This window comes from Geomicrobium sediminis, assembly GCF_016908595.1.
In the GTDB taxonomy this organism is placed as follows: Bacteria; Bacillota; Bacilli; order Bacillales; family Marinococcaceae; genus Geomicrobium_A; species Geomicrobium_A sediminis.
In genome coordinates this window covers 1-23,454 of sequence record NZ_JAFBEC010000018.1, presented here as the reverse complement: position 1 = coordinate 23,454, position 23,454 = coordinate 1, and the positions used below count along the sequence as shown (strand labels likewise).

The 23,454-nt window shown below is 41.6% G+C and carries 28 protein-coding genes and 1 pseudogene; 18 read left to right on the top strand and 11 right to left on the bottom strand.

Annotation, left to right across the window (positions count from 1 at the left end):
* Nucleotides 1-11 precede the first annotated feature (11 nt).
* The 4 genes from JOD17_RS19375 to JOD17_RS19360 all read left to right on the top strand — a co-directional run bounded on the left by JOD17_RS19375 (nt 12) and on the right by JOD17_RS19360 (nt 2,969).
* Entirely contained in the window at nt 12-965 is a 954-nt protein-coding gene (locus tag JOD17_RS19375) for an alpha/beta fold hydrolase (RefSeq protein WP_204699624.1), read from the top strand.
* Between the two features lie 27 nt (nt 966-992).
* The gene (locus JOD17_RS19370; RefSeq protein WP_204699623.1) at nt 993-1,229 is read left to right on the top strand and encodes a hypothetical protein; all 237 of its coding nucleotides are present in this window, start codon (nt 993-995) and stop codon (nt 1,227-1,229) included.
* A gap of 33 nt (nt 1,230-1,262) precedes the next feature.
* Complete coding sequence (locus JOD17_RS19365) at nt 1,263-2,516, top strand: alpha/beta hydrolase (protein ID WP_204699622.1); 1,254 nt, start codon at nt 1,263-1,265, stop codon at nt 2,514-2,516.
* 159 nt (nt 2,517-2,675) lie between these two features.
* Nucleotides 2,676-2,969 (top strand): hypothetical protein, encoded by a 294-nt coding sequence (locus JOD17_RS19360; protein WP_204699621.1) that lies wholly within the window; start codon nt 2,676-2,678, stop codon nt 2,967-2,969.
* Nucleotides 2,970-3,072: 103 nt separating this feature from the next.
* On the opposite strand, the gene JOD17_RS19355 is transcribed toward JOD17_RS19360, so the two are convergent.
* Nucleotides 3,073-3,948, bottom strand: a complete 876-nt coding sequence (locus tag JOD17_RS19355) for a CPBP family intramembrane glutamic endopeptidase (RefSeq protein ID WP_204699620.1) — start codon at nt 3,946-3,948, stop codon at nt 3,073-3,075.
* Nucleotides 3,949-4,486: 538 nt separating this feature from the next.
* Between JOD17_RS19355 and JOD17_RS19350 the strand changes: the two genes are divergently transcribed.
* The 3 genes from JOD17_RS19350 (at nt 4,487) to JOD17_RS19340 (ending at nt 5,934) form a co-directional block, all read left to right on the top strand.
* Nucleotides 4,487-4,699 (top strand): hypothetical protein, encoded by a 213-nt coding sequence (locus JOD17_RS19350; protein WP_204699619.1) that lies wholly within the window; start codon nt 4,487-4,489, stop codon nt 4,697-4,699.
* Between the two features lie 144 nt (nt 4,700-4,843).
* Nucleotides 4,844-5,626, top strand: a complete 783-nt coding sequence (locus JOD17_RS19345) for a PhzF family phenazine biosynthesis protein (protein WP_204699618.1) — start codon at nt 4,844-4,846, stop codon at nt 5,624-5,626.
* 2 nt (nt 5,627-5,628) lie between these two features.
* The gene (locus tag JOD17_RS19340) at nt 5,629-5,934 is read left to right on the top strand and encodes a TIGR04104 family putative zinc finger protein (RefSeq protein ID WP_204699617.1); all 306 of its coding nucleotides are present in this window, start codon (nt 5,629-5,631) and stop codon (nt 5,932-5,934) included.
* 254 nt (nt 5,935-6,188) lie between these two features.
* Here the strand turns inward: JOD17_RS19340 and JOD17_RS19335 are convergent, their stop codons facing one another.
* Nucleotides 6,189-7,088 (bottom strand): LysR family transcriptional regulator, encoded by a 900-nt coding sequence (locus JOD17_RS19335; protein ID WP_204699616.1) that lies wholly within the window; start codon nt 7,086-7,088, stop codon nt 6,189-6,191.
* A 165-nt stretch (nt 7,089-7,253) separates the two neighbouring features.
* Between JOD17_RS19335 and JOD17_RS19330 the strand changes: the two genes are divergently transcribed.
* The 8 genes from JOD17_RS19330 to JOD17_RS19295 all read left to right on the top strand — a co-directional run bounded on the left by JOD17_RS19330 (nt 7,254) and on the right by JOD17_RS19295 (nt 13,247).
* Nucleotides 7,254-7,601 carry a hypothetical protein gene (locus JOD17_RS19330; protein WP_204699615.1) on the top strand — a complete coding sequence of 116 codons (348 nt, stop codon included), beginning with the start codon at nt 7,254-7,256 and terminating at the stop codon, nt 7,599-7,601.
* 15 nt (nt 7,602-7,616) lie between these two features.
* The gene (locus tag JOD17_RS19325; RefSeq protein WP_204699614.1) at nt 7,617-8,384 is read left to right on the top strand and encodes an ATP-binding cassette domain-containing protein; all 768 of its coding nucleotides are present in this window, start codon (nt 7,617-7,619) and stop codon (nt 8,382-8,384) included.
* Between the two features lie 21 nt (nt 8,385-8,405).
* Complete coding sequence (locus JOD17_RS19320) at nt 8,406-9,506, top strand: LLM class flavin-dependent oxidoreductase (RefSeq protein ID WP_204699613.1); 1,101 nt, start codon at nt 8,406-8,408, stop codon at nt 9,504-9,506.
* Nucleotides 9,507-9,534: 28 nt separating this feature from the next.
* Entirely contained in the window at nt 9,535-10,509 is a 975-nt protein-coding gene (locus JOD17_RS19315) for an aliphatic sulfonate ABC transporter substrate-binding protein (protein ID WP_204699612.1), read from the top strand.
* Entirely contained in the window at nt 10,499-11,302 is an 804-nt protein-coding gene (locus JOD17_RS19310) for an ABC transporter permease subunit (protein WP_204699611.1), read from the top strand. Before JOD17_RS19315 ends, JOD17_RS19310 begins: the two co-directional genes overlap by 11 nt.
* Nucleotides 11,303-11,327: 25 nt before the next feature.
* Nucleotides 11,328-12,647: an LLM class flavin-dependent oxidoreductase gene (locus JOD17_RS19305; protein ID WP_204699610.1), complete on the top strand. Its 1,320-nt coding sequence runs from the start codon at nt 11,328-11,330 to the stop codon at nt 12,645-12,647.
* Between the two features lie 144 nt (nt 12,648-12,791).
* Nucleotides 12,792-12,959, top strand: coding sequence for a hypothetical protein (locus tag JOD17_RS19300; RefSeq protein ID WP_169965117.1), 168 nt, complete (start codon nt 12,792-12,794; stop codon nt 12,957-12,959).
* A 57-nt stretch (nt 12,960-13,016) separates the two neighbouring features.
* On the top strand, nt 13,017-13,247 hold the full coding sequence (locus tag JOD17_RS19295; protein ID WP_204699609.1) for a hypothetical protein: 231 nt from the start codon (nt 13,017-13,019) through the stop codon (nt 13,245-13,247).
* A gap of 3 nt (nt 13,248-13,250) precedes the next feature.
* Here JOD17_RS19295 and JOD17_RS19290 read toward each other — a convergent pair whose 3' ends face one another.
* Nucleotides 13,251-13,823, bottom strand: coding sequence for a class I SAM-dependent methyltransferase (locus JOD17_RS19290; RefSeq protein WP_204699608.1), 573 nt, complete (start codon nt 13,821-13,823; stop codon nt 13,251-13,253).
* Nucleotides 13,824-13,962: 139 nt separating this feature from the next.
* Between JOD17_RS19290 and JOD17_RS19285 the strand changes: the two genes are divergently transcribed.
* Entirely contained in the window at nt 13,963-14,469 is a 507-nt protein-coding gene (locus JOD17_RS19285) for a hypothetical protein (protein ID WP_204699607.1), read from the top strand.
* A 235-nt stretch (nt 14,470-14,704) separates the two neighbouring features.
* Here the strand turns inward: JOD17_RS19285 and JOD17_RS19280 are convergent, their stop codons facing one another.
* The 5 genes from JOD17_RS19280 to JOD17_RS19260 all read right to left on the bottom strand — a co-directional run bounded on the left by JOD17_RS19280 (nt 14,705) and on the right by JOD17_RS19260 (nt 19,146).
* Entirely contained in the window at nt 14,705-15,421 is a 717-nt protein-coding gene (locus tag JOD17_RS19280; RefSeq protein ID WP_204699606.1) for an NAD(P)H-dependent oxidoreductase, read from the bottom strand.
* 15 nt (nt 15,422-15,436) lie between these two features.
* Nucleotides 15,437-16,642, bottom strand: a complete 1,206-nt coding sequence (locus tag JOD17_RS19275) for an amidohydrolase (RefSeq protein ID WP_204699605.1) — start codon at nt 16,640-16,642, stop codon at nt 15,437-15,439.
* A 40-nt stretch (nt 16,643-16,682) separates the two neighbouring features.
* Nucleotides 16,683-17,666 (bottom strand): ornithine cyclodeaminase family protein, encoded by a 984-nt coding sequence (locus JOD17_RS19270; RefSeq protein WP_204699604.1) that lies wholly within the window; start codon nt 17,664-17,666, stop codon nt 16,683-16,685.
* Between the two features lie 330 nt (nt 17,667-17,996).
* The gene (gene deoD, locus JOD17_RS19265) at nt 17,997-18,710 is read right to left on the bottom strand and encodes a purine-nucleoside phosphorylase (RefSeq protein WP_204699603.1); all 714 of its coding nucleotides are present in this window, start codon (nt 18,708-18,710) and stop codon (nt 17,997-17,999) included.
* A gap of 82 nt (nt 18,711-18,792) precedes the next feature.
* Nucleotides 18,793-19,146 carry a winged helix-turn-helix transcriptional regulator gene (locus JOD17_RS19260; RefSeq protein ID WP_169965131.1) on the bottom strand — a complete coding sequence of 118 codons (354 nt, stop codon included), beginning with the start codon at nt 19,144-19,146 and terminating at the stop codon, nt 18,793-18,795.
* A gap of 136 nt (nt 19,147-19,282) precedes the next feature.
* Here JOD17_RS19260 and JOD17_RS19255 point away from each other — a divergent pair, with 136 nt between their 5' ends.
* Complete coding sequence (locus tag JOD17_RS19255) at nt 19,283-20,344, top strand: LLM class flavin-dependent oxidoreductase (RefSeq protein ID WP_204699602.1); 1,062 nt, start codon at nt 19,283-19,285, stop codon at nt 20,342-20,344.
* A gap of 5 nt (nt 20,345-20,349) precedes the next feature.
* Nucleotides 20,350-20,910 (top strand): NADPH-dependent FMN reductase, encoded by a 561-nt coding sequence (locus JOD17_RS19250; protein WP_204699601.1) that lies wholly within the window; start codon nt 20,350-20,352, stop codon nt 20,908-20,910.
* A 483-nt stretch (nt 20,911-21,393) separates the two neighbouring features.
* Here JOD17_RS19250 and JOD17_RS19245 read toward each other — a convergent pair whose 3' ends face one another.
* The 3 genes and pseudogenes from JOD17_RS19245 to JOD17_RS19240 all read right to left on the bottom strand — a co-directional run.
* Nucleotides 21,394-22,152, bottom strand: coding sequence for a hypothetical protein (locus tag JOD17_RS19245; RefSeq protein WP_204699600.1), 759 nt, complete (start codon nt 22,150-22,152; stop codon nt 21,394-21,396).
* Between the two features lie 375 nt (nt 22,153-22,527).
* Nucleotides 22,528-22,629, bottom strand: a pseudogene (locus tag JOD17_RS21785) (site-specific integrase); the annotation flags it as partial.
* A gap of 528 nt (nt 22,630-23,157) precedes the next feature.
* Nucleotides 23,158-23,454 (bottom strand): TetR-like C-terminal domain-containing protein (locus JOD17_RS19240; protein WP_204699599.1); only part of this gene is annotated, 297 nt, incomplete at its 5' end.

Genomic DNA, 23,454 nt, shown 5'->3' with positions numbered 1-23,454 from the left:
ATGAGGAGATTATGAGAAGGATAAAGATCTTTGCGATGATCGTTACGATAGGATTCATTGTCATCATCTTTGGAATTCAATTGCTACACTTCGTAGCGAGTGACAATGAAAGAGAACGTTTCCCCGCTCCAGGTGACGTTGTGCATATCAATGATACCAACATGCACGTGTATAGTGAAGGACAAGGTGAGACCACGATTGTCTTTATGAGTGGTGGCGGAACGCAAGCACCTACGATTGATTTCAAGCCATTATGGTCGCTTCTTACAGATGAGTATCGTATTGCTGTGGTGGAAAAGCCAGGATACGGTTGGAGTGAAGAATCAGACAGTCCCCGCACCGTCGAGCAAATGGTGGCGGAGATGAGAGAAGCACTTCGCCTCTCTGGACATACACCGCCGTATGTGTTGGCACCTCACTCCATGTCTGGTCTTGAAGCTCTTTACTATGCATCCGTTTACCCTGAAGAAGTGCAAGCGATTGTCGGTCTTGATCCTGCCGTACCGAAAAGCTATGAGCAATTGCAGGTACCGAGCTCAATAATCATAATCGGCTCGGGTACCTTAAGTGAGTTTGGCGGATTGCGCATCTTGCCTTCGTTTGTAAAAGAAGCGGATATTTTCTCGACGGAGTACTTATCTACAGAGGATACAAAAGCTTACAAATCCTTCATTCATCGTGGAACGATGACGAAGAATATGCGTGAGGAAATTGAGCGAGTGCATGAGAATGCGAAAGTTGTAAGCAATCATATTCCTAGGGAGACGCCGATGTTGTTTTTTGCTTCGAACGGTCAAGGGACAGGAATCGATGATTGGCGAGAAACATTGAACGAGTTTTTACATGAAATTAACGATAGTACATTTATAGAAATCAATCGTAGTCACTATATTCACGTGTATGAACCTGAACAAATTGCAGAAGAAATGAAACGCTTTTTGCATCGATTAGACGAAGAGTCTTAGACAATGTTTTTAGGAGAGGATTAGTTTATGAACATCTTTTTCGGAGTGTTGTTCTTTCTTTGGGGAATTGTTGTCATTCTACTCGGTCTAAAAAAGCTAAGTGAAGCGGATTTGAAGTCAAAAGGGAAAATTAATAGCCCGTATTTTGAAGTGGAGTGGTTGACGAGGTGGATTCAGAATTTCCCAACAGCACTCATTCGTGTCTTTGTGGTTTTCATTGGTGTTAGTTTTTCTGGATTTGGTTTGTTTCTGCTCGTATGGTAAATGGTTCATTTGAAAGTGGGGAGTTTCATTACAATGATTGAACAGAAGGTAAGAATTGAAATTCAAGAAGAGAGTACGTTAGTCACAGAATGTGTATCATTACAGATCGAGACTGGAGACGCGAATAAGTCCTTTCGTATAGCAATCTCAACGAAAGATGATCGAGGTCATACATTCGTTGCATCGATCGACGCGCTCACTGATGAACAAGGTTCGATTAAGATGCATAATGATTTGATGAGGCTTATTGAGTCGATGAGAAGTAAAGATGGAAAAGAAAGAATGTTCGTTAAACACTCAGATGCACCGGTAACGTTTGAACTGGAACTAATGGATGACGATAAAGTGATTGCTAAAGCAATGGTGACGAGAACATTTTTAAAAGATGATATCCAAAAAGAAGTCATTGAAGACAAAGAACTTGTCGGTACAGTGTATTATCCTCATACAAACGATCCATTGCCTGCAATTGTGATCGTTGGAGGTTCAGATGGTGCACACCATGAGTCCGCCGCAGCCTTACTTGCCTCAAAAGGATACGTGGTGATGGCGCTCGCCTACTTTGGAAAGGCGGGGTTGCCGAAAGGAATTGTGAACATCCCATTAGAGTATGTTGACAATGCGTTTACATACTTGAAGGAAAAGACGATCGTGGACAACGAAAGACTTGCAATGATCGGACATTCACGAGGTTCTGAGCTTGCATTATTGTATGCATCCTCTTATTCGAGCTTAAAAGCAGTGGTTGGTGTTGCACCGAGCGCAGTGCAATTTTCTGGGATTCAGAACTTCCAACCCGTAGCAAAGCCCGCGTGGACATACAATGGTGAGTCGTTATCTTATTTTGCAGCGAAGCAAACATTCTCAGATATGTTGTCGTTCTTCGGCCATATGATTAAGAGAAAGCCATTTTCAGGCTTAGAAGCGATAGAAAGAAACTTGGCGGATCAAAAGCAGTACGAAGAACATCTCATTCCTGTCGAAAAAATTGACGCATCAGTGATGCTCGTAGCGGGTACAGATGATCACGTTCAACCCGCAGTATTTTTCTCAGAGTTAATGGAAAAGAAACTTCAACATCATAGTAAATCGAAAGTGCACGTGAGAATTCAAGAAGGTGCGGGGCACTTCTCTGCATTTCCGAGTCATTTACCGCATCTTCCACAGACACTTGGCGATACAAATGCTGCGATGTCGATGATCTTCGGGGGAACGAGAGAAGCAAATGCAGAAGCGACAATCGATTCTTGGGACGAGACGCTTACGTTTTTAGAAGAATGTTTATAGTCATATGGAAGACACCTTTAATGAGTAAAGGTGTTTTTTTCATACGCTCATGTTGAGAAGCAACTGTCACGATCCTTTGCATACAATCATAAACAATTAGGTAAAGCACTTACGGATTTGATGCGATTGTTTTAACAACAGAGAGGGTGATCACTGATTATGGACACGATGTTAAGTGTATTCTTTTTAGTTGTCCTCATTGGTCCTCTAGTTATATTTGGACCTTCCCAAGTCATTCATGTCACAGAATCCACCATCACACCTCGAGAAAAACGACGGTTTTTCAATGTTGTTGTGATCAATTCTGGAGTCATGCTCATGGCTATTGTCATTGGCCTTGGCACGGGGACTTGGATTCCTGTCTTAGCTTCGGCACTAGTGTATTATCATCTAACCATTCTATTATGTGTGTATATCGTAAAAGTACGAAAAGAAAAGAAGAGAGAAATTTAATCCCTTAATTACCCCTTTGACAGTTGTCAAAAGGGTAATTATTCATTTTAGGAACCTGTAAGAAACCAAATAGAATTATAAAAGAAACTATTCTAACGGGCGTTTACTGTGATAAAGACGTAGTTGCCTTCGATCTACGCACCCTTCTAAAGAGTAATAAAACCAACATAAGACCAATACAGCCATAAATTATCGTATCAATCATGACAGTGGCACCGAAGTTCAGTTCAGAGACGTTTTCAAACGAGACGATCGGAGGTGCGCCATACTCTACGGGCATGATTAAGAATCGTGCCATTATTAAGTAGCCTAAATGAAAACCGATTGCGGCCCAAAGACTACCTGTATAAATTCGGATGAGCGCTAAGGCAATACCGAAAACAAAAAGTAAAATGAGCTGAGGCAGTTGCAAGAAGAACAGATCGAACGTCGACATTCCAACGAGTACTTGCAAGAAATTCACAGTAAGTGCCATCATCATGAAAACAATCGTTTGAAAAAGTACGGCGAGAAAGACAGTAAACCGATGATTTAAAGCATCGAAGATCAATCCCCGTAACGCCAATTCTTCTGGTAAAGCTTCATAGAAAAAAGCAATCAATAGATTTAAGAGTAGTGCTCCGATCCACGCATTTGGTACATTCCACTGATTAATTTCAATAAGGTTTAACGCACTTGCAAGGAACAAACCGACAAATGCTAATCCTGCTGCTAGTATAAATCCACCAAAAAAGTGATGTGCTCGTTTCATTGAATACGCCGGTGGTCTTGGAGTAGGTAACGACTTATTCATTTTTTTGTATAAGATGAGGATCGTTGGTAAGACTATCCCACTCATAACCACTGCATGGATTACTTGTCGCCCGTCACCTGTAATCCCGAAATGCTCTGTTGCAATCGATCCGAAAAAAGAAGCTAAAAACAGCCCAATTGTTACAGTTGACCACCCTGTTAAAACGTAAAACCATGCGTTTTTCATTTGAAAGATCGCTCCTCATCTGTATAGTTGTATTGAATTCAAGAACATAAGTACATGGTTAGTATGGGGGCTATTCTCAGACTAATCGATAAAGAGGTCATAAGACGTATGCATATCGGTATGAAAAGAGATGGATGTTGTAAAGCAGGTGTTTCGGTTGCGAAGAGAACCGAAAGAGGTTTTTGCAACTTAATAAAGTGGTCTACAAGAACAAAGTAAGCATAAGCATACATAGTTGAGGTTTGTTATGGTGGGAATATAAATAGATAAATCGCATTCATTCAACTCATCACTTATTGTGGGATAATTTATAATTTGCGCCCAATTTATGAGTGATCTATGTTTCACTGCCCGTTCAGCCTTTTTCAGGTGGTGAGAAAAGATGATTCATGTTGGATGGTCTTCCATAATGCTAATCATTGTCATAATTGGTCTAGTCATTTTGGGGTTTTATGGTCTGCTCAAAATGAATAAAAATTCATAATAACTTCCTCAAGGTTTTGATCTACAAGTTTAATCGTTGGATGAGGGGTGTCGTGTGTATATTATTTGTCGTGAACACAAAGGGAAATTAGAAGTATTGACGCACGCCAATCGAACTGACGAAAAACAGTATGAAACGAAACAAGAAGCAGAGCAGATGATGCATACGTTAAATGCGTACCGGTTAAGACATTTTGCACCTTGGTTTTTACAAGTCGTTTCAAAAACAGTAGAAAAAAAGGTCGATGCCCCGTCTTCGACTGCTTAGAAATGAATGTGTTTCGAAATTACGTGCACATCGATTTTGTTTTATACACTTTAAGAAGGTTTATGAACCTTCTTTTTTATATGCAAATTTAATTGCTTAGCGTACGATAATAGTAAAGAAACGTTGAAAAGGATGGGATTGACAATGGACTATTACGTTGTAGATGCGTTTGCAGAAAAGGTGTTTGAAGGAAATCCTGCGGGGGTTTGTGTGATGGACCGTTGGTTAGACGATGAGACGATGCAAAAGATTGCCATTGAGAATAACCTTTCCGAAACAGCTTTTACAGTGAAAGAAGGGGAAGTTTACCATCTTCGATGGTTCACACCAGGTGGGGAAATTGATCTTTGTGGTCATGCAACACTAGGAACCGCTTATGTGATTTGCAATTATTACGAAGAAGAAGCAACCGGTGTTACGTTTCTTACGATGAGTGGCGAGCTTTTTGTAAAGCGCAAGGGAGATCTTTATGAGATGGATTTTCCGAGTCGCATGCCAGAGATCATCTCCTCAACTGCTGAGTTGGAGGATGTTCTTGGATTTACGCCACTGGAAGTGTATTTAGGGAGGGATGTAATGGTTGTCGCTCCTCATGAAGAACTTGTAGAACAGTTCCGTCCGAACTTTGAGAAAATCAAGCAATTGCCAGATGGGATTGGATTAACGATTACAGCATCAAGCACAACATACGATTTTGTTTCACGGTGTTTTTTTCCGAAATTACAAGTGAATGAAGACCCTGTGTGTGGCTCGGCTCATTGCAACTTCATTCCCTATTGGGAACAGCAACTCGGCAAGTCAGAACTCGTCGCTCGTCAATTGTCAGCACGTGGAGGCACGCTCTACTGCAAATCAGAAGGAGACAGAGTTAAAATTAGTGGTTTCGTCACCTTGTACTCAAAAGCTACGCTCTACATAGGAAAATGAGCATGCCAACATGTTGGAAGTGCGAAGCGGCGATGAGTTGGCGCCAGTGCATCGGGTTGTATCACCGGATTGACTGCTCGACGTGTGGTACGAGAAATTATCTTTCGTCGAAGGCGCAGTGGAACATAGGGACACCATATATTATCGTGCTCATCTTCCAGACGGTTCTGCATCCATTTCTAGATATCTCTTTTACAAGTGGTCTACTCTTTATCGCAGTATATGCCGTGTTGATCCATCTATTTATTCAACCTTTCTTGCTAGAATACAAGGAAGACAAACAGTATTTAATTGATGGATTTAACTAACTGTTGACGTTTAGGACTCGCTTTCGTGAATACAGATGATAGGCGCACGTTTAAGCCGAGGGCTACTTCGGTTTTTCGTTTCTTTGGGAAGAGTGTTGACGATTTAGCATACATAGTGAACATCTCCTCTAAATAGTAATATGTTCAGTTTAACTGGAGCATCTGTATTTGCGATGTGGCTTTTGTAAAGATTCTATGAATAGAAGCGTAAAGAAACCCGGTTTGAGTCAGTCTCAAATCGGGTTTCTTTGTGTCTAATCAATTAATGTAGTGGGGTGGTAGATCGAATGAATATGAGCGATGAATTGAGAAAGTGCGGGGCTCGGATTTAAATTGGTCGTTTTTGTCATCATTCCAATAGGGAGCTGTCCATTGAAGTCTGCTATAGGTACGTATCGTGTTTCAGTAAAAGGTGGCTTTGCAATGATTTCTGGAATGACTGCAATGCCAATACCGGACTCTACATATGGTTTTAAAGCTAAGAGATTACTAATTTCAATGTTTTTGCTTACTTTAATGTCATTTTCTAGTAGCACTCGGTCGAGTGTCGCTCGAAATGGACACGAAGGGGTCGTTTGTAAGAGTGAATGACCGTGTAAGTCACGGAGTGAGACAGTATCTTTTGTTGCTAGAGTATGAGTGATGGGTGCTAATAACCCAAATTCCTCATTAAATAACCAAGAAAATGAAACGTCATCGTTGTATGTCGTTGGTGTCGTTCCAATTGCTACGTCAAGTTCCCCAGACTGTACGAGCTCTTCAAGTGCATTTGCGTTATGCACTTGTATTGAAAGTTTCATTAATGGGTGCTCTTCTTGAAAGGCAGCGAGAAGTTGTGGCAATCGAAAGCTCGCCGTGGGTTCCATCACCCCGATCGTAATAAACCCACTTTTTCCACTTTGTAAACTCGTCATCATTTCTTTCAACATATCAAAGTCTCGCAGGAGTACATCGCTTTGTTCATACAACAACTTTCCTGAACTCGTAAGCTTCAGTTTTGGCAGGCGTTCCAATAACGTGACGCCGAGTTCTTCTTCAAGATTTTTTATGTGCATCGTTACCGTTGATGGTGCGTAATTCAACGTTTCAGCAGCTGCATGGAAGCTTCCTAACTTCACGATGGATTGAAATGTAACAATATTGCGAAGGTCCAAATAGTATCACCTCTCTTAATTCCCTACTGTAAGCGTATTCGAATGAACCGTTCAGTAAAACTGAATTCCGAGTTTACTTATTTGAAATTGATTGTACAGCACTATTGACGTATATTCAATAAAACAGATCAATTTAATAAGAATTATATGAAAGGTGGACTTAGAATGACGATTCTTGCTGCAGCACTTAAGGGAGAAGAAATTGTTCCAATTGTTGAAGGCGATTGGGTTCGAATTTATAACACGGAAACAAACGGGTTTGAAGATCATCGTAACCCTGCATTATCTGTAGAGGAAGGACGACGTGGAGAGGTATTAAAGTTCGTGAACAACTTCAACGTCACTGTCTTTTTAGCTCCACCTAATACGTTTTGTGAGCGTTCTTATGATAAAGCGAAAGAACAAGACCTTCAGTTTGTCCAATTAAATCCGGGCACGTTGTTTCAGCAATTTTTAGAGTCATCGTATCAATTTAGCACGGAGCTTCCGCAAAAAGAGATCGTCCCTAGCTAAGAAAGGAGAATGAAGATGACCAACCAACAAAATGGCGTGCAATTACGCATTGAAAATATGAAAAAGAAGTTCGGCAGCACGGAAGTCATTAAAGGAATTGATTTGCAAGTTGACGCTGGGGAGTTTGTCGCAGTTGTCGGGAAAAGTGGGTGTGGGAAAAGTACGCTACTTCGATTAATTGCAGGACTTGAAGAAAAAACGGAAGGCACGATTTATCAAAATGATGCGCCTTTATCTAAGGAAAATGATGATGCGCGAGTGATGTTCCAAGAAGATCGTCTACTTCCATGGCAAGATGTCCTCACAAATGTTGGTTTCGGTCTACAACTCCAAAACGATTGGCAAACAGGTGCCAAACAATTACTTCAAGAGGTTGGTCTCGAAGACCATGCTTCTAAATGGCCTTCTCTTTTGTCTGGTGGTCAAAAGCAACGAGTAGCACTAGCGAGAGCACTTGCAGCCAACCCAAGATTATTGCTGTTTGATGAACCACTCGGTGCCCTTGATGCGTTAACGCGTATTGAGATGCAAGGTCTCATTGAGGAGATCTGGAAACGCAATCAATTCACAGCCTTACTCGTGACACATGATGTGAGTGAAGCTATTATGCTCGCGGATCGAATTATCGTCATTTCAGAAGGGACGATTTCTTATGATCGAGACGTACCCTTACCGAGACCCCGGGAGCGTAGTCATCCAGTATTTAAAGAAATTGAACGTGAACTATATGCAGAATTATTAGAAGAAAGTCACAAACAGCAGACGTTTGCAATGCAATCGTAAGGCAACAAAGGAGGAAATAACATGGTTGAATTTATAACGATGGCACCTACTTCCGGTGATGGGCGAGTCATCGCAACAGGAAATGCCGGTTGGACGAATGGAAAAGGGAAGACCGAACGGGAACCGACCTTTGAATACATTCGAGATATTGCGTTAGCAGCGGAACGCGGTGGATTTTCTTCACTACTCTTGCCTACTGGCGCAGGTTGCTTAGACTCCCTTGCGGTTGCTGCGAGCTTGAGTACTCAAACAGAGTCATTGAAGTTCCTTTTCGCAGCAAGACCGGGTGTAATGTCGCCGTTTACGTTTGCGAAACAATTTGCAACGGTTGATAACTGGTCTGGTGGTCGTGCGCTCGTGAATATCGTGACCGGAGGCTCACCAACAGAGCTTGCTGCTTACGGTGATTTCCAGCCGCACGACGTTCGCTATCGTCGTACCGAAGAATACATTCACGTATTAAAACGCCTTTTCACAGAAGAGAATGTGACGCATAGCGGTGAATTTTACGAATTGAACAATGCCTCTCTTTTTCCAGAACTTGCGCAGACTAAAGCTCCAGAGATTTACTTTGGTGGTGCATCGGAAACAGGAAGAAATGTCGCCGCCAAACAAGCGGATGTTTATATGACGTGGGGCGAAACGCTTGATAATACGAGAGAGACGATTACTGATGTGAAGTCAAGGGCAGCAAAGGAAAATCGAGAGCTTTCGTATAGCGTTTCATTCCAAGTAATTCTAGGTGAAATAGAAGAACAGGCATTTGAAAATGCGGAACAGTTAATTAAAGATCTTTCGCCAGAAGCGTTGGAACAAAAACAAACGGATCGCAAGAAAGGTGATTCTGAAGGGGTACGTCGGCTTCACGATTTAATGGAGAACAGCAGGGAGAGCAACTTCCTACTCGCTCCAAACCTTTGGGCCGGGCTCACGCAAGTGTTATCGGGGAACTCCATTGCTCTCGTTGGAACACCAGAACAAGTGGCAGCACGAATTGTCGAGTATGTTGAATTAGGGTTCGATAAAGTGTTGCTGCGTGGATTCCCTCACTTGGAAGTGATTGAACAAATCGGCAGGGAAGTTCTGCCTCTCGTACGAGAGCAACTAAAAAAACCTGTATAGAGACTAAGGTAGGGTCGGAGAGGATGAGATGATGCGAAAAGCAACAGGTGCTTTATTGGGGATGATTACGTCAGTAGGTGTGCTTTTTGCATGTAGCCATGAAGCCACGACGCATTCGCAAGAAATGAATGAATTCACAATCGGGTATCAAAAAAACGCGATTACGCTCATGTTACGTGAAGATGAACAATTTCACGCTGATCTGGAGGCGCTTGGTTACTCAGTGGACTGGGCAGAATTCAACACAGGTAGCTCCACACTTGAGGCACTCGGAACAGAAAGCGTGGACATTGCAAATGCGGGCGACATACCTTCCCTTTATGCGATTGCGAACAATCATCCGATCCGATATATTGCCTCAACCGAATCAGCGCCACATAGTCAAGGCATTTTAGTGCAAAGGGATACGGATATTGAGGACATTGGTGACCTTGAAGGAAAACGAATTGCTTTTAATCGGGCATCGATTGCCCATTATTTAACACTAAAAACGCTTGAAAAAGAAGGACTTGATTTAGAGAATGTGAGACCTGTTTATCTTGATCCTCCAGACGCAATTCTAGCGATGGAACGAGGAGAAATTGATGCTTGGGTCGTTTGGGATCCGTATTTAGCAGCAGGTGAAGAACGGGGACACGAAGTGATCTCAACGTCAGAAGATGTCGTTGCGTATCGCTCGTTTTATTTTACGAATGAAGCATTTTTAACGGATCATCCAGAAGCGTTGGAAGTATATGTCGATGCGGTCATTCGAATCGGTGAAGAAGTTGAAGATGATCCTTCCATTGCAACACCGTTACTGTTTGAGGAAACGGGGCTGTCTGAGGAGACGTGGCACCGGATATTAGATCGTGGCATTAACATTGCTGATTACAATGGGCCGGGTGTGGAAGAAGATTTACAGCAACAAGCCGATGATTTACTAGAATTAGGATTTATTGATGATCCTTTAGAAATGGATTCTTATATTGTAGAAGGGAAGGAGCTGTCAAATGACGAATAAAGCAATTAGTAATCACGGTCTTAAGCATGTGTATAAAAGCTCCATTGCCCCTTGGGTTCTGCCCATCGTTTTACTCGTTGTTTGGCAAGTTTCTGTTTCTACTGGAGCGATGCAGTTAATTGCAAGCCCTTATGAAGTGCTTACAACGGCAATCACGTATACCGTAAGTGGGGAGATTTTTGAACACATCGGTGTTAGCTTCTTCCGGGCAGCAGTAGGGTTCTTAATCGGTGGGGGACTAGGCTTTATCCTCGGAGTGTTAAACGGAATGTCAAACTCATCGGAGCGGTATACCGATACGACGATTCAAATGTTCCGTAACATTCCAATTCTCGCGATGATTCCGCTCGTTATTATCTGGTTTGGAGTTGGAGAGACGGCGAAGATCTTTCTCGTGACGGCAGGGGTTATGTTCCCGGTCTATATTAATACATTCCACGGAATCCGTTCTGTTGATCGCGGGTTACTTGAAATGAGCCGTATTTATGGTATTTCGAAATGGCATTTATTTACGAAGGTGATCTTGCCAGGCGCAATGCCATCCATTCTCGTTGGCGTCCGTTATGCACTCGGTGTGATGTGGGTCACATTAATTGTGGCAGAAACGATTGCTGCGACATCTGGTATCGGTTATATGTCGATGAATGCAAGAGAATTCATGCAGATTGATGTCATCATTCTCGCGATTTTACTTTATTCGGTATTAGGAAAAATCGCAGACACTTTGGCGAAGCTATTGGAGAAACGCCTTCTTAATTGGCACCCAACCTATCAAAACTTACGAAACTCTTAACTTCTGAAAGGTAGGAACTTGTACTATGGATCGTAAAATGAACATCGGTGTTTTTTTGATGGGATTTGGTCATCATATCGCTTCATGGAGACAACCGAACACACCAGCAGATAGTCCTGAAAACCTTGATTTTTACCGCGATGTTGCTCAAATTGCTGAGCAGGGGAAACTTGATATGCTCTTCGTATCAGACGGATTATCATTTAATCACTTATCACATCCGTCAGAGTTAGTACGCTTTGAACCGTTCACGTTACTCGGGGCGTTGAGTGCCATGACATCGAAGATCGGTCTGGCCGCAACAGCCACAACGACGTATAACGAGCCCTTTCATATCGCGAGAAAGTTTCTTTCGCTTGATCATCTAAACCGTGGACGTACAGGTTGGAACGTCGTGACGTCGTATTATACGGGTGAAGCAGCGAACTTCAGTCAGAACATTCATATGGAACATAATGAGCGTTACACGCGCGCCGATGAATTTCTTGATGTTGTGAAGAAGCTTTGGGGAAGTTGGGAAGAAGGCTCGCTCATTCGTGATAAGGAAGCAGGCACCTACTTCGATTCAGAGCGCCTACATGAAACAAACCATGACGGTCATTATTTTAACGTCAAAGGTCCCGTAAATGCTTCAAGCTCTCCGCAAGGTGAACCCGTAATTATTCAAGCAGGGTCTTCACCGCAAGGTAAGGCATTCGCAGCTAAGCATGCTGAAGTGATTTTCACGGCCCAATTGACGTTAGAAGAAGGACAGCGTTTCTACGATGAAGTGAAGAAGCTCGCAAAAGAAAATGGGCGCAATCCAGACGAAGTGAAAGTCTTACCAGGTGTGTCAATTTACGTAGCAAAGACAAAAGAAGAAGCACAAGCGAAGTACGATGAATTACAAGAACTCATCGTCCCAGAAGTAGGATTAGAGTTGTTATCTGAGTATATGGGTGGCTTTGATTTTACAAATTATGATTTGGATTCGCCGTTGCCAGAAGACTTGCCTGAATCCAACGGCAACCAAAGTCGTCGCCAACTCATCCTCGATCTCGCTAAGCGTGAAAACATGAGTGTTCGCCAACTTTACAAGCATGTTGCTGGTTCAAGAGGACATCGCATTTTAATCGGAAATCCTGAACAAGTTGCTGACGATCTTGAGCGTTGGTTCAAAGAAGGGGGCTGTGACGGGTTCAACCTTTGCCCAGGTAACTATCCAGACGGGCTTTCAAGCTTCGTAGATCTCGTCGTGCCAGAGCTTCAAAAACGCGGCATTTTCAGAGAAGAATACGAAGGAACAACCCTTCGCGACCACCTAGGTTTAGAAAAGCCGAAACCATCGGTTGTTGTTAATGCCTAGAGCGCAATGTTGAGAGACAGTCCCTTAATAAGGGTGCTGTCTTTTTTTGGAGCTCGTTTTGGCGAAAGATTTTATCTGACTGATTTGAAAATTCCGCTTGTTCGTGTTACATTACGTTTACTCTGATTGGAATGGGTGGTTGTGTTGTCTGGCATTCAAGCGGGCGTTGCACTTATGCTTATAATCGCTGTGATTGCACTGTTTTTTGCAGGAGTGCGCGTTGTTGTGGATCGAACCTTAGGTACGTTTTATGACAACCTTTTTCGTAAATGTTATCAATTGTATCGAACCATCGTGGAGCGCCTTAGGTGAAGAAATCGGCGCGCCAACGAATGACTCTACAAACTTATATTGTCGGGAGGCTTGAAGATGAGCTTAAAAGCTACGGTCGTACTCAAACAAGTCATGCGTTTATTCGTCTTAGTTTTAGGTTTGTTTATCTTCATTGTCTCACTTGTGCAATTGATGGGAGTTGCGTTGTTACCAGCTGTTCATTACATGGTGAATGGTGCAACGATCTTGATGGTTGTAAGTCTCTTCTTGTTTCTCATGTTTGAAAAGCATGAGAAATTGAAACAACAAAACCAAGTGCCCTTGTAAAATTTATGGACGGGTAGCGAGGTGAATATAGACAGGTTCGTTTGCAATCGTTAAATCTGGAAATAAAGTTTGACTAATCACAAAGCCCGCTTCTTCAAGTGCTGCCGACATATCTTTAGAAGATACTCTCGGCCCCCGTGACTTTTCTGTGGCTTCAATTTCAATGACTTGAATCATCCCACCTCGTTTTAGTACGCGAAATGCTTCGTCTAACGCGCTTGAAAGTGGTTTGATTTCATGAAGCGAAATGGATGCAATGACAATGTCCACATGTTGATCTTGAAGTGGGATGGCTTTGAAATCAGCTTCAAGCGTAGTGATATTCGTGACTTGTTGTTCAACCACTGACTGCTCTAAGTAGGTTAGAATGTTTAAATCACGGTCGAGTGCATAAACATTGCCTGAGGTTTCTTTTGCAGCGGGTAGTGTGACATAACCCGTACCAGCACCTAAATCCAGAATGGTACTATTATTTGTTATTGGTAGTAATTTAAGTAATGTACTAGCTGGAAAATGAGTGTGGCGATGCTCGTTTTCTAACGCTTGAATTTTCTTTACGTGCTTTTCGTTATTCATAATGTATCATCCTTTTTTTATTACAGACATAAAGTGTCTTTAATAACTTTAATATAGAAATTCGAAGAAGTAAACGGGAAATTGCAGAGTAGTTTCCAGTATATTGAAAATGGGTAAAGACCTACAAAGGGGGAAGACAATGCGAATTATGATTATTCCTTTGCTTGCCATTTTTATGGTTGCTTGCTCTAATGGTGATGTTTCTGAAGTACAACAACAAGTGAATGAAACATCGTATAATGTGAACATTCCTGAACATACGAATTATGATATTTTATCAATTTGGGAAAACGAGTCAATGTCGTTAGACTCGCTTATCGTCAATTACGGGCACCGGGCATCGTCTGAACCGAATTTAGAGATTGCTGAACTTGCGGATTTTGAATATGTGTACGGAGGTTACGATGGTGAGCTAGAAATTAACCTTGAAATTCATGTGTCGCCAACGATTCCGACACTTTCAGAAGAAGTAACCATTGGTGGACATCCTGTCGAAGCTACTCAATTTGGAGAGGACAATGAGAACGTTTCCCATCATTTTCCTCACGGTGATTATTTCTATTCAATCTATTATTTAGGTGATGAGGTTATGGTCGAAGATGCGGAAGCGTTCACGCAGCAAATTCTTGAAGAAGACGTTGAGTAGAATTAATTTTCAGTCATGGTATACTAAAGTTAGTAAACTCTTGGGGAGGTCAATATGTCGGCGAAAGTTGAACGGAATCAAATGCGTAACAGAGATACGCTCCTCTCATCTTGGATTGGAGCCTTAGCTGACGCTTTGCTGTTCGTGCCAAGGATGTTTGCCCCTTTCTTTAGAAATGGAATGTAATCGACTACAAAGCGACCCTGCTCTTAAAAACAGGGTCGCTTTGATCATTCTATATACGATGTTCGGGCTTTAGTTGATGGTTCTCATCAAAGTGGTCATTCGGGTGATACTGGATTAATGGAATGTCATCAATCGCTTTCATATGTTGTTTAAAACTAGCCAACATGGCTTTACGTTCATCGGCGCTCGCTCGAGCTGGCTGGTAGGTAATATAGGGTTCAGCAGGCTGCATGCCACTAAAGTAAAGCATCCCGTGGTTAATGTGATAAAGAATGGTCGTCATGTCTCCATCAATTCCAGTTGGGCTAAACCCACTTTCAGCAGAACCAACCGTAACAGATAGCATCGCTTTACGACCACGTAAAGCTCCTTCACTATACCTACCTAGCCCTCCACCATAAATGGTTCCTGCAGCAAACACCCGATCGAACCACCCTTTTAGAATTGCAGGTACACTGTACCACCATAATGGGAATTGGAAGATCACGAAGTCCGCCCAAAACAAGCGATCAAGTTCAGCCTGGATTTCAGGATGGAATCCATGTTCCTTAGAAGCATGTGCTTGTTCAGCTTGGTATTTAAAAAAATCCGGATTGCTTTGTTGGTCAAAATCACCACGGTCTGCAATCGCTTTGAAGTTTGCCCGATACAAATCCGATATACGGACCGTGTGACCTTGCGATTGTAGTTCTTCGACTGCCGCATCCTTTAAAGCACCATTAAACGACTTCGGTTCAGGGTGTGCATAGACGATTAATATGTTCACGATCAAGTGCCCCCATTAAGATTCTTTTTGATAGACAAGTTGTCCGCGGTGAAAGCTGTACAGCACAGGGTTTTGTCTTGCTACAAACTCTGCAGCTGATGAACTGTCCACGAGAATGAAATCTGCCTCCATTCCTTTTTGTAACCAAGGCTGTCCTTTTGCTAAAGAAAAAGGTTTGTCAGTAATGAGACTCAATGCGTCGGTTAAGTCTTCTTGGCTTCTCATCCGATAGACTTCTAAATAGCGATTTAGCTTCTCAATCACATTCCCAGTCCCAAGAGGTGACCAGGAATCGTACACATTATCGCAACCAAGTGATACGTGTACTCCCGCTTTACGTAATTCCTCAAGTGGTGGGAATACCCCGTTTAAAGGTAGGCTCGAAATAATGTGAACGCCGTTCTCAGCGAGTTCTTTAAACACGCTCCCACGTTCCTCGCCTGAAAAATCATTCAATCCAAATGCATGACTAATGGCAACTTTGTTTTGCCACCTCGCCTCTTTTGTTAATCGTATTAACTCACGAACGGTATTTCTTCCGTGATCATCACGATCATGAACGTGGATATCAATCGGCGCATTAAATTGTGTAGCCAGTTCAAACGTTTGATGTAACGACCGCTCTAAATCACCATCGAGTGAGGAGGGATCAACACCACCAACGAGGGTAGCGCCTGATTGGAGTGCGGTTAATACATCGTTGTATGCATTTGAGTGAAGTAAACCGTGTTGAGGAAACGCAACGAGCTCATAATCAAAGGTTCCCTTATATTCATGAAGTAATTCAATGGTTTCTTCTAAGTAACGTTGACCAACTTTAGGGTGAACATCAATGTGCGATCGAAAGAAGGTCACCCCATGTGAGCATTCAAGTTCAATTAAGTTTCTTGCCCGCTCTTTAAGAGGAAGGTCGAGGGCATCAAGTTCATCAATTTCTTTCGTGAATCGTTCGACAAGGTTACTTGCAGGTGTAACCGGTCGCCACGGCACTCCTAACTTACTCTTATCTAAGTGACAATGCATTTCGCGAATGGCTGGAAGGAGCAACAGTTCCTTCCCATCAAACGCATCAGTGTCGGTTAGTTCTTCTGAAGCGGGAGTAATGTTTGAGACATTCCCATTTTTAATTTGAATATCTACGAGCGATGTCGCACTTCCATAGACGAATTCATTTTCTTCTAAGTATCCTGTTTCTAGGCGTACGCGTTTAATGGTTGTCATGTGATCCGTCCTTTGTGGTTTAGTCAGCAATATCTACCTGTTAAAAGTCGACATCGGTCCCTGTGTTTGTCTCTATGGCCTTTTCGTAAAAGTAATTCGCAACGACAATATCAACGATGGCAAGGCCAACGGATTTGAAGACGGTAATCTCTTCATCATGTTCACGACAGCTAAGTTCACCAGAAACAATCTTTCCGAGTTCCCCGTGAATTTGATTCTCTTGATAATCGCCATTTTCAATCGGAGTAATCAGGTCTCCAGTCTCTTCAAGTGCAGCATCAACAGCTTCGACAACAACTTTATGTGCATCTGTCACGGTATGTGTCGGTAATTCTTGCATCGTAGGTCGAAACGATCCGACCGCATTCACGTGAGTGCCAGGTCGAAGTGACGCACTGTACACGGGTGTTGATGAATTTGTTGCGGTTACGATAATTTCGGCATGCGTAATAGCATCATCGGCCTGATCATGGAAGTGGATGTTCACGTACTGACTTAAATCATGCTGTAGTTTATGAGCAAAAGCCTCGGCTTTGTCTTTGGAACGGTTATAAAGGTGAACGTCTGTAATGTCTCTCGTAGCAAACACAGCAGCGGCGAGGCCGAAGGCTTGTTCACCAGTCCCAATGATGGCGAGAGTCGTTGCGTTCTGTTTTGCTAAATATTTCGTTGCAACTCCTGAGATGGCCCCCGTCCTAATCATCGTTAAGTAGGAACCTTCTAATATGGCAACGGGCTCGCCCGTTTTGTAATCGGAGAGGGCGACAAACCCATTAATGAGTTTCTTGCCAAGATCTTTGTTGTTCGGGGCAACGGTGACGACTTTCACGCCGATCTTTTGGAGACCGTCCGCCACAGATGGCATAAACAAGGCCGTGTTTTGTTCGTCATCGTAAGGAAGAGCTGTGCGAATTGGAGTGTTGGTCCTTCCCGAAGAATACTCTTCTAAAGCAACTTCCACTCGCTGAATAATTTCTTTCATGTCCATAAGTGATGTTAATTGCTTCTCATTTACAATTCTCAACGTAGATCCATCCTTTTAAAGAAGTAGTAGAAAGAACTTTCAGAATACATATGACCTACTAACATAATATCAAACTTTTAGCTTCGAGGCTTCGGGATATGCATGAAGCTCTACAACGTTGGATTGTGAACAGAAGATAAGAAAAAATACAAAGATGGTAGAGCGCTACTCACAAAGTTATGTTTTCTCCTCACAATAAGCCAGTTATGTGAGGAGAATGAGTGAAAAAGAAGCCTGTTTGACGTATTCTACTCACATAGTTCTGACGTCTAGAGCAACCATTGAAAAACTCCTTGAAAAGCGTCCGCTTTTCAAGGAGTTTTTCAATAGTTACGCAAGGTTAAGTGCGATATCCATCATTTTCGTAAATGAATTTTGACGTTCGTCAGCAGTTGTTTCTTCTTGCTTGAATACGTGGTCACTAACAGTAAGAATTGTAAGTGCGTTTACGCCAGCGGCGGCAGCGTTCATGTAAAGAGCAGCAGCTTCCATTTCAATACCGAGAATGCCTATGTCACTCCACTTTTTAGCAGCAGTTTCGTCGGCATTGTAGAACGTGTCACTTGTTAGGACGTTACCTACGTGAACCGTTTGACCTTGCTCGTCAGCGATGTTCTTCGCTTTCTCAAGGAGCTCGTACGATGCAACCGGCGCATAGTGGCCTGGTAAGTTGTACTGGCTAACATAGTTCGAGTTCGTAGAAGCTCCCATAGCGAAAATAATGTCGTAAAGGTTCAAGTCGTCTTGAAGTGCTCCACATGAACCGACGCGAATTAAGTTTTTCACTCCGAAAATGTTAATGAGTTCCCACGAGTAAATGCCGATACTCGGGACACCCATGCCTGTTCCCATAACGGAGATTTTCTTCCCGTTATACGTTCCTGTATAGCCAAACATGTTACGGACGCTATTAAATTGAACAACGTCTTCTAAATAGTTATCTGCAATAAACTTCGCACGTAATGGATCTCCTGGTAGAAGAACCGTTTCCGCGATTTCTTTACCTTCTGGATTAATGTGAGCTGTTTGTTTATGTTCTGTCATGAGTATGTCTCCTTTACTGATGGTGTATCAAGAGTTCTCCTTCACTATCCTACATGAGACAGGGCTGTATTGTCCATTTCCATTAGGATTCGTGTGAAGCCGTATTTTCTTTCTTAAGGCGGTGTGCGTGGTGTTTCGTTCCCCACTCATGCATTGCTTCAAGGATCGGTTGAAGCGTACGTCCATAATCGGTGATCGAATACTCCACTTTCGGTGGAACTTGAGGATAGACTTTTCGTGAAACGATGTCTTCTTCTTCAAGTTCACGCAACTGCTTCGTGAGCATTTTCTGGGTAATGCCAGGCATTTGACTTCGTAATTCAGAGAACCGTTGGGTTCCGTGATTAAGCAGGTGAAGGAGAATAATTGGTTTCCACTTGCCGACAATAATGGTTAAGGCGTCGTCTATTTTACAAAAGTCGGGTTCATATTTCATCGAAATCCCTCCTAAGTATCATTTAGTATACTATGGTTCCTAAAAGTGCGTACTTCCTAAATCGATCTATTTCACTCATACTATCATTAGTCACTCTCATAGAAAAGAAAAGATTCCGAAAGGGTGTTGAAATAAAATGGATAAAGGTCGTTTTAAATCAGGAAAAGGCCTAGAGTTCGGATTGTATACGTTAGGGGATCATTTGCCTCATCCGGAAACTGGAGACCGAATCTCAGCAAAACAAAGAATTCAAGAAATTATAGAAGTCGCAAAGCTTGCCGAACAAGCAGGCATTGATTTTATAAGCGTTGGGGAGAGCCATCAAGACTATTTCGCAACACAAGCTCACACCGTCGTTTTAGGTGCAATTGCTCAAGCGACAGAAAAAATTAAGATCGGAAGCTCATCGACCATTATCAGTACGTTAGATCCTGTACGCGTGTATGAGGATTTTTCTACGATTGATTTAATTTCTGAAGGACGAACAGAAATTATTGCAGGAAGAGCATCAAGAGTAGGTCTTTACGACTTGCTAGGCTATGATTTGCATGATTACGAGGAATTGTATGAAGAGAAGTTCGAGCTTCTTCGTAGAATTAATGAAGAAGAGGTCGTCAATTGGAGTGGTAATTTCCGTAAGTCGTTAAAAGATGCAAAAGTACTCCCGCGTCCATTAGAAGGGAAGTTACCGATTTGGAGAGCGGTTGGCGGTACACCTGCAAGTGCGATGAAAGCAGGGTATGCAGGAGTCCCGATGTTTCTTGCACATCTGGGAGGCGCGGCTAGTCACTTTAAAGGAACGATTGATGCGTATCGTGAAACGGCTAAAGCAAACGGGCATGATCCAGATTCGTTACCGATTGCAACGGCTGGGTTCTTCTATACTGCTGAAACGACTCAACAAGCCCAGCGAGAGTATTATCCACATATTAATGAAGGCATGAAGCTAACCAACGGTCGCGGTTTCCCGAAACAACAATTTGCTCAAAGCGCGGATATTCGCAGTGTTGTGAATGTGGGAAGCCCACAACAAATCATTGAGAAGATCCTCTATCAACATGAGCTCTTCGGACACCAGCGCTATATCGGTCAGATGGATTTCGGAGGGGTTACGATGGCGCAACTTCGTAACAACATTGAGTTGATTGGGACAGAGATCTTACCTGCCATTCGAAAATATACGTCTAAAGGATCGTGAAGAAAATGAATGTAGTTGTTCTTTCAGGTTCAACGGTCGGTTCAAAGACGCGTACAGCGATGAACCAAGTGATGGAGAAGCTTGATAAGCATACAGTTGATGCAACGTTAATCGATTTAGCGGATTACACGATCCAGTGGAGCGATGGACGTCACTACCTCGATTACGCCGGGGATACAAAGTACGTGACTCAAACGATTATGGATGCGGACGTTTTACTTATCGGTACTCCGGTATTTCAAGCATCCATTCCAGGAACATTGAAAAACGTTTTTGACTTGCTTCCAGAACGTGCATTTGAGCATAAGACCGTTAGCGTTGTGATGACAGCAGGATCTTCAAAACATTACATGATCGTCGACCAACAGTTAAAGCCGATTTTAAATTATATGAAAGCTCATATTACGCAAAGCTTCGTGTTCATTGAAGAAAAAGATTTCCTAAATAAACAAATCATCAATGACGACATTCACTTTAGACTTCAAGACTTAGTGGACGACACGTTGCTCTTGTCAGAAACGTTAAAGCAGCTTCGTGAACAAAAAGAAGCTGAGTTTGATTTTTGATTACGTAAGTAGGACTAGTAATACGTGATGAATGGCATTGCTCGTAAAGAGTGATGTCATTATTTGTGTTGTTCATTTTTGTTGAATAATGACTCTTGAAGCGTTGCCGTTTTTTGCCCGTTTATTTCATAGAATCGTTTTGCAAAAAAAATTAAAAAAACCCTTTTATACTAAGGGTTTTGTAAGAAAGAGGTTGATATCATTTTCTCTTTATTTCCCGATATGAAAATGATAAGAAATCAATGTGGTAGTTTGTCCTTATATGTAAACTTGCTGACTTGTTTTAAATTTGAATCATTTTAATGTAAAGCGGTGTGATGCAAATGCTGGTAAGCTACTTTCATATGAAATCTGATACAGTAAGATACTTATTTATGTATAAAAATGAATGTTTTGACTAAAAATCGCAAATTAAAAAGCAATCCTTTATAATCGGATTGCTCTTTAAATCATTAATTAATGATTAGATTTATATGTTTATCATTACTCACTATACTCAAAGCTATAATCGACCCAGCCATTTGCTTGACCTCTAATCTCAGCATCTGCAGACATTATATTTATTACCCAATCGCCGATTCCTATTTCAGCTATTCCTATAGCTTCTGAAGTAACAAACTGTTTGTTTGGAGCAATATAATCATACTCTTCTTCCCACCGCACATTCAATGCGGGGTTTATATTTCGATCAACAGTATGTCCACCATTATTTAATTCAATAACTTCTCTAAATGAAAAATCATCTACAGTCCTAGTTCCAGTATTATAGTCTATCGTATGCCTAATTCGTAATATGTTAATACCTCTAACTTCAACAGCAGTATAATGCGTTTCATTAATACGTTCGATATCAGTATGTTCATCTTCGTCTAAAGTAGTATTCACTTCTTCAGTATCAGAGTTCGTTGTTGTAGTTACCTCAATGTTTCCGCCATCTAAACTTGTACTCTCTCCTTGAAATGTAGCCTGCAATGCTTCTTCCATCAATTCAGGATCTGATAAAATGCGTAGAAACTCCTCCCTTTCTTCATCCCCCATATCCTTAAAGGTTTTTAAATCTTCATCTAATAAAGTTTTTTCATTGTCGTCAGCGCTTTCCATTTCGTTCCAGATCTCATTTTCAAATTGCTCTGATGTAATCTCATACTTTTTCGCTTCATCTTCTACTGATGTAGCACTTACACTGTTTACACTAGAAAAAGATAAGCATGCGACAGCGATTACGACGATAATTTTTTTCATACAAAATGCTCCTTTCAAATTATTATGAATTATTCACAATATACAATAAAATATATTTTATTAAAATAGTACGAAATAACTGAATTTAAATGATGAACTATAGGACCTGTTTGAAGTTTGCATTCTGCGTCCGGTAAAGAGAATAAATATGCGGATAGATAAAGTGAACGAATCTCTTTTTTACGATAATAAGCATATTTTAATCTATATTTTAACCTATGAAGTGAATTAATATATTCGATCTTGTCAAATAGCCCAACATAAATATTGACATACCCAACACATAGAGAGTGTTGGTGATTTTCGTTTGATGATAAAAATGTTGTTCAATAGAGCGTCCGTGTTCCGCCTGTGTTCTGCCTTGTTGCCGATTGCTTAAAAAAGATCATCTATCCGGTCGATTGTTTCTCTTTGTTTGTTCGGAAATAGGTGACCATAGACGTCAATGGTCGTTTTGATGGAAGCATGTCCTAAACCATTTGTTACAACAATCGCGGTCGCTTATTCATCGACATCTATCGTTGGAATCGTCTTCGGTCCCATCATGTTGTCCATTATTGCCACTCTGTCAGGATTGGCTATAGGATTCGCCATTCGAAGAATGTTTATTTTATGTTATTCCTTATCGAAGCTGAGGAATGGAATTGAAATGTTACTTTTTAAAGGTAACAAAAAGTAACGAAAAAGCGTTCATTGATGAATTTAAACGAATATACGTTCCTTTATTGGAAATATATACTCATACGAGGGGATAAGAACCTTGCGAATACAGGTGAATATGCTTGAGATAAGGGCGGTATGATGTAATAGTTTACCTGCACTCTGTGATCCGTTTCTTTGGCTAGTCGTTTTTGGGGAGTGCGACTGGTTTTTGTGTTAAAATTAATGTGTTTGTTTATCAAAAATTCCAATTTTGTTTTTTCCATTAACGGGCCATTTAACGGAAGAAGGTTGCGTTTTCTATGGCCTTCTTTGTGAACTTTTTTTAAGGTCCCTTTTAGCTATTTACTTTAACATATCAAAATACATGGGATTCAAAACAGAATGAAAATAGTTGTCCATTTCTTTCGGAGTTTCTTCTTTTTTGTTCTTCATCCAATAAGAAAGTAAAGTTCCAATCGTATTGGAGTAAACTTCAATGGCAATCTCTTGTGGTACAGAAAGAGGCTTATATACTAATAGTTCCTGTAAATCATGAGTTAATATCTTTCTTAAACTTCTAGTACAAAGATCGGTAAAATAATCATCTTTTGCATTTAATAATGCAATTTTCTCGACTATGTGATGGGATTCTTGTAGGGA